5 protein-coding genes are annotated in these 6205 nt (G+C 64.8%); 4 read left to right on the forward strand and 1 reads right to left on the reverse strand.

Annotated features, from left to right (window positions below; genetic code table 11):
* Positions 1 to 162 precede the first annotated feature (162 nt).
* The 4 genes from proS (at position 163) to QZV93_RS01615 (ending at position 4536) form a co-directional block, all read left to right on the forward strand.
* A complete protein-coding gene (gene proS, locus QZV93_RS01600) occupies positions 163 to 1509 on the forward strand; it encodes a proline--tRNA ligase (protein ID WP_295555422.1) in 1347 nt (448 codons plus the stop codon).
* A 28-nt stretch (positions 1510 to 1537) separates the two neighbouring features.
* Entirely contained in the window at positions 1538 to 2812 is a 1275-nt protein-coding gene (locus tag QZV93_RS01605) for a lipoprotein-releasing ABC transporter permease subunit (RefSeq protein ID WP_295555423.1), read from the forward strand.
* A 64-nt stretch (positions 2813 to 2876) separates the two neighbouring features.
* The gene (locus QZV93_RS01610; RefSeq protein WP_295555628.1) at positions 2877 to 3587 is read left to right on the forward strand and encodes an ABC transporter ATP-binding protein; all 711 of its coding nucleotides are present in this window, start codon (positions 2877 to 2879) and stop codon (positions 3585 to 3587) included.
* A gap of 244 nt (positions 3588 to 3831) precedes the next feature.
* Positions 3832 to 4536 carry a DUF2147 domain-containing protein gene (locus QZV93_RS01615; protein WP_295555424.1) on the forward strand — a complete coding sequence of 235 codons (705 nt, stop codon included), beginning with the start codon at positions 3832 to 3834 and terminating at the stop codon, positions 4534 to 4536.
* A gap of 94 nt (positions 4537 to 4630) precedes the next feature.
* On the opposite strand, the gene ubiB is transcribed toward QZV93_RS01615, so the two are convergent.
* On the reverse strand, positions 4631 to 6205 hold a 1575-nt coding region (gene ubiB / locus QZV93_RS01620), incomplete at its 5' end, for a 2-polyprenylphenol 6-hydroxylase (protein ID WP_295555426.1).

The following is a 6205-nucleotide window of genomic DNA, read 5'->3' on the forward strand; positions in this document are numbered from 1 at the left end:
GACCACGGACGAGGGCCGCAGTGGGCACCGCGCGATGCTCGATTGCCCTCATCCGCAATCCTGGCTATTGACGCCTGCGGAGCTTCCCCGAAACCTTGGGGTTACGGCTCCCGGCGCCCGTCCTTTCTCCCGAATTCGCACTGCAACATAAGACAGGACCCCATGCACCTATCCCGCTTTTTTCTGCCGGTCCTGCGCGAGACACCCAAGGAAGCGGAGATCGTCTCTCACCAGCTGATGCTGCGTGCCGGCATGATCCGCCAGTCGGCGGCGGGCATCTATTCGTGGCTTCCGCTCGGTCTCCGGGTCCTGAAAAAGATCGAGGCCATTGTGCGCGAGGAGCAGAACCGCGCCGGCGCCGTCGAGATTCTGATGCCGACCATCCAGTCTGCGGACCTTTGGAAGGAAAGCGGTCGCTACGAGGCCTACGGTAAGGAGATGCTGCGCATTCAGGACCGCCATGAGCGTGAAATGCTCTTCGGTCCAACCGCCGAGGAGGTGGTGACCACCATCGTTCGCGACGGTATCAAGAGCTACAAGGACCTGCCCAAGAACCTCTACAATATTCAATGGAAGTTCCGCGACGAGATCCGCCCCCGCTTCGGTGTCATGCGCGGCCGCGAGTTCTTGATGAAGGATGCCTACTCCTTCGATCTGACCAAAGAGGCGAGCAGGGCGACCTACCAGCGCATGTTCGTCGCCTACCTGCGCACCTTTGCCCGCATGGGGTTACGCTCGGTGCCGATGCAGGCCGACACCGGCCCCATCGGCGGCGACTTGAGCCACGAGTTCATCATTCTGGCCGAGACCGGCGAAAGCCAGGTCTTCTGCCATAAGGACTTGATCGAAGGCGAGATCCCCGGCCCGCATACGGACTTTTGGGGCGACCTTTCGCCCATCTTCCAGGACTGGACGTCGCGCTACGCGGCGACCGAGGAGAAGCACGATGCCGCCCGCTTCGAGGCTGAGGTGCCCGCCGAAAAGCGCATTTCCGCCCGCGGCATCGAGGTCGGCCACATTTTCCACTTCGGCACCAAATACTCCGAGCCCATGAACTGCCGTGTTCAGGGGCCCGATGGCCAGCAGGTGACGCTCGTGATGGGATCGTACGGTATCGGCGTGTCGCGGCTCGCAGGCGCGATCATCGAGGCCAGCCACGATGATGCGGGCATCGTCTGGCCGGTGCCGGTAGCGCCGTTCGAGGTTGCCGTGGTCAATCTCAAGGCCGGCGATGCTGCAACCGACAAAGCCTCGCTCGACATCAAGGCCCGGCTTGAGGCGGCCGGCATCGACGTGCTCTACGACGATACCGACGACCGCGCGGGCGCAAAATTCGCGACCATGGACTTGATCGGCGTGCCCTATCAGGTGATCGTCGGGCCCAAGGGCGTGAAGGCCGGCGAGATCGAGATCAAGGATCGCAAGACAGGCGCACGTGAAACGCTCGCGGTCGAGGCCGGCATCGAGCGCACGATCCGGAGCGTCATCGATCAGCGTGTTCCGGTCTGATAACGAGAAAGAAACGGAAGGGCACCTAATGGCAGCGACGACCGATACCAAGCCGTTCGCGCCATTCGAGTGGCTGCTTGCCTCCCGTTATTTGAGGTCGCGCCGGAAAGAAGGCTTCGTCTCCGTCATTGCGGCCATTTCTTTTCTCGGCATCATGCTGGGCGTTGCGACGCTGATCATCGTCATGGCTGTCATGAACGGTTTCCGCAAGGATCTGTTCGCCAAGATCTTGGGGCTGAACGGCCACATCATCGTCTCTCAGATCGGCGGGCAGGGCGGCATTGAGAACTATCCCGGCATCACCGAGGCTATATTGCGGGCTCAAGGCGTGGTCCGCGCCATGCCGCTGGTCGAAGGCCCGGTCATGGTCACCTGGAGGGGCGGCGCCATGGCGGCCGGCGTCCGCGGCCTGAGCGAGACCGACCTGAAATCGATGCCGCTCGTCGCAGGCAACATCCGCTACGGCACGCTTGACGGTTTCGACGAGTCGCGCGGCATCGCCATCGGCACCCGCCTCGCCAACATGCTGAACGTCAACATCGGCAGCGAGCTTACCATCGTCACGCCGCGCGGGGCGTCGACGCCGGTCGGCATCGTGCCGCGCTCGAAGGCCTATCCTGTGGTGGCCATCTTCGAGCTCGGGATGGCCGAGTTCGACAAGTCCACCATTCTGATGCCGTTAGGCGAAGCGCAACGCTATTTCGCCGCCGGCAACGCCGTCGATATGATCGAGGTCATTCTTCAGGACCCCGAGGCGGTGGACCTGGTCTCCGCGCGCATACGCGGAGAGGTGGGCCCGACCGTCTACGTGTCGGATTGGCGACAGCGCAACGAGACGTTCTTCACCGTGCTCGAGGTCGAGCGTAACGTCATGTTCATCATTCTGTCGCTGATCGTGCTCGTCGCGGCCTTGAACATCATCTCCGGCCTCATGATGCTGGTTAAGGACAAGGGCCGCGACATTGCCGTGCTCCGCACCATGGGAGCCACCAAAGGTGCCGTCATGCGCGTCTTTCTCATCACGGGCGCATCGATTGGCGTCGTCGGCACCATTGCCGGGTGCATCATTGGTATCGTTTTCTGCATCTACATCGAGGAGATCCGCCAATTCGTGGCCTGGGTGTCCGGCACGGCGGTATTCGACCCGACAGTCTACTACCTCACGCGCCTTCCCGCCGACATCAACCCCACCGAGACGGCGTCGATCGCGCTGATGGCGCTTGCACTCTCCGTGCTGGCGACGCTCTATCCGTCCTGGCGCGCATCCCGCATGGATCCCGTCGAGGCGCTTCGTTACGAATGACCAGTCAGTCCGGAAGAAGCATGTTCCTGCATCGGCACGACAAAGGGAATCGCCCGTGCACGAGATGACCGCACAGCACATCCCTGTCCTGAGCCTGATCGGCCTCCAGCGCACGTTCCACCAGGGCTCGCGCGAGATCCATGTGCTGGCCGGCGCCTCGGTGGACGTGTGGCCGGGCCAGTGCGTGGCGCTCGTCGGACCGTCGGGAGCCGGCAAATCGACGCTTCTTCATATCGCCGGCCTTCTTGAGACGCCCGATGCCGGGCATGTGCTCGTCGCCGGCCGCGACTGCACCACGCTCGACGACGAGGGCCGCACGCGGGTGCGCCGTTCGGAGATGGGCTTCATCTATCAGTTCCATCAGCTCCTGCCCGAGTTCTCCGCGCTCGAGAACGTCGCCATCCCGCAGATGATCCTCGGCCTTTCGCGCCGTGAAGGAGAGGAGCGGGCGCGCAGGCTTCTCACCTCGCTCGGGCTCGGTGAGAGGCTCGACCATCGTCCCGCGCAGCTCTCGGGCGGCGAGCAGCAGCGCACCGCCATCTGCCGCGCGCTGGCCAACCGCCCGCGCCTGATCCTGGCAGACGAGCCGACTGGTAATCTCGACCCGAGAACGTCCGAGCTGGTGTTTCACGAGCTGATCGGCCTCTTCCGCAGCGAGGGCGTGGCGGCGTTGATCGCCACCCACAACCTGGAATTGGCGCGACGAATGGACCGTGTCGTCGTGCTCGATAACGGCCTGCTGGTCGAAATTTCGCCCCACGCCGTCGGAAGATAGCTTCACGGACATGCCGGCTCTGGGTCGGCTTTTTGAGCGCCGCCGTCGTCGAGACGATTGAATTGCGGCCTATTTCTCCGCTGTTATCCGTGCAGAGATGTTTCCGGAGGAACAGCGCTTTTTTGCGTTAGAGTTGAGGATTGCGATAGGTCCGGGGTTTTCGGGCTTGCCGCGAGCGTCCGGGTGCCGGAACGCGAGGTCATCCGCGGCTGTTCGGAACCGTGACAACAACCAGGAGGCAGCTATGCCGTTCGAGAAACACACTGTTGGCTTCACCGCGCTTGCGGCCCTGCTTTTGGCGTCCGCTCCCGCACTCGCCGCCAACGATCCGCTCGGCGTGTGGATGAACGACACCGGCCGCGGCGCCATCGAGATCAAGGACTGCGGCGGCAAGCTCTGCGGTCATGTTATTTGGGTCAAGGATCCGGCATCCGACTCCAAGGGCTGCGGCCGCCAGATCATCGGTGATCTGGTGAGCACGGGCAGCGGAGTTTGGGGCGGCGATGACGCCTGGATCTACAGCCCCGAGAAGAAGAAGAACTACAACGTCGAGATCACGCCGCTCGCGGACGGCACGCTCAAGGTCAAGGGCTATGCCGGCCTGAGCTTCCTGTCGAAGACCATGGTCTGGACCAAGGCGCCCGCCGATCTGCAGCGTTGCAGCACGCAGGAAGCAGCTACTCCCGCCGCGCCCAAGGCCGAGGCCGCTCCGGCTCCCGCGCCGGGCGCGAGCACAGCGCCGAAAGCCGAGGCACCCGCCGCCGAGGCGCCGAAGACTGACGAGCAGAGCGTGGCCGAGAACGAGAAGAAGGGCATCGACCTCGAAGGTATGGCCGGCGAGTTCGGCGACGTCTTCACCAAGAAGGACGGCAAGTGCAAGGTCGACACGCCGTGGGTGAAGCTCGACTTCGAGTGCAAGGACAAGGAGGAGGAGCCGGGCCAGAAGTAAGGCGCGTCTCGCTCTCTGAATGCAAAAGGGCGGCGAGCCACCAACTCGCCGCCCTTTTCTTTTCTCTTACCCCGCGAAAAGCGGAGACGGGGCCTTACAGCCAACCCACGTACTTCGCGGCCAGCACCGCGAGGCTCAAGGCGCCAATCCAGGTCGCGAGGCGCGTCCAGCGATCGCGCCGGGCCGATGCCTCCCCGATGCTTTCAATGCTCGCGGGATCGAGCTTGAGCCCGCCGCGCGCCATCTCCGCGAGACCGACCGACGCGCGCTCCGCTTCCGCCAGCATGGACGGAACCTCGGCCAGCACGCGCGCCAGCGTCGTGGCACCCTCTCCGGCCTTCTTCGCCGCGCCGCGCGCGCCATAGTTGGCGGAGACCCACTCCTTCGCCACCGGCTCCGCCGCCACCCACATGTTGAGCGACGGATCGAGGCTGCGCGCCACGCCCTCGACGATCACCATGCTCTTTTGCAGCAGGATCAGCTCCGGACGCGTCTGCATATCGAACACTTCGGTGTAGGCGAAAAGCTGGCCCAGGAGATCCGCCATCGAGATTTCGTCGGCCGTGCGCCCATGGATCGGCTCGCCAATGGCGCGCAACGCCTGCGCGAACACCTCGACCGGATGATGCGGCGGCACGTAGCCGGCCCAGAAATGCACCTCCGCCGCGCGTTTGTAGTCACGCGTGATGAGCCCGTAGAGGATCTCGGCCAGGAAGCGGCGTTCCTTGTGCCCGAGCCGCCCCATGATGCCGAAGTCGACCGCGACCACGTTGCCCGCCTTGTCGACGAACAGGTTGCCCTGGTGCATGTCGGCGTGGAAGAAGCCGTCGCGCATGGCGTGCGTGAGGAAACTCCTCAGCACCACCAGCCCGAGCCCCTTGAGGTCGTGCCCGTCGGCCTTGAGGCGTGCGCCGTCCGAGATCGGGATGCCGTCGATCCAGTCGGTGGTGAGCACGCGCTTGGCCGTGCGCTTCCAGTCGACGGTCGGAACACGGAAGCGCTCCTCCGCCCCGATGTTCTCCGCCATCTCCGAGATCGCCGCGCCTTCGAGGCGCAGATCCATCTCGAGCTCGGTCGTGCGCGCGAGATTCTCGACCACCGCCACCGGTTTCAGCCGCCGCGACGGCCCGTGCACGCGCTCGATGATGCGCGCCGCGAAGAAGTAGCTGTCGAGGTCGCGCTTGAACCGCTTTTCGACGCCCGGCCGCAGGATCTTGACCGCAACCGTGCGCCGCGTCCCGTCCTTGTCGAGCGTGATGGCCTTGTGCACCTGCGCGATGGAGGCCGCCGCCACCGGAGGGCCGAACTCCACGAAATGGTCTTCGAGCTTGCCGCCGAGCGCGTCCTCGACCGCACGCCGCGCCTCCGCCATGCTGAACGGCGGCAGCTTGTCCTGCAGCCGGCTGAGGTCGCCCGCCACCTCCGGCCCGATCACGTCCGCACGCGTGGCGAGAAACTGCCCGAGCTTGATATACGACGGCCCGAGCGCTGCCAGCGCCGAGGAGATGCGCTGCTGCTTGGGCCGGCCCACGTTGAACGGCGCCGCCAGGATCGTGATCGGCAGCGTCGCGAGGCGCGCTGCCCGTAGCGCCAGCGGCACCGGCTGCCCTTTGGGAACGAACCGGACGCCATGCTGGGCGAGAACGATTCCCGCCCGCGCGAGCCTCCA

Origin of the sequence: uncultured Hyphomicrobium sp. (assembly GCF_902826555.1) — a bacterium.
In the GTDB taxonomy this organism is placed as follows: Bacteria; Pseudomonadota; Alphaproteobacteria; order Rhizobiales; family Hyphomicrobiaceae; genus Hyphomicrobium_C.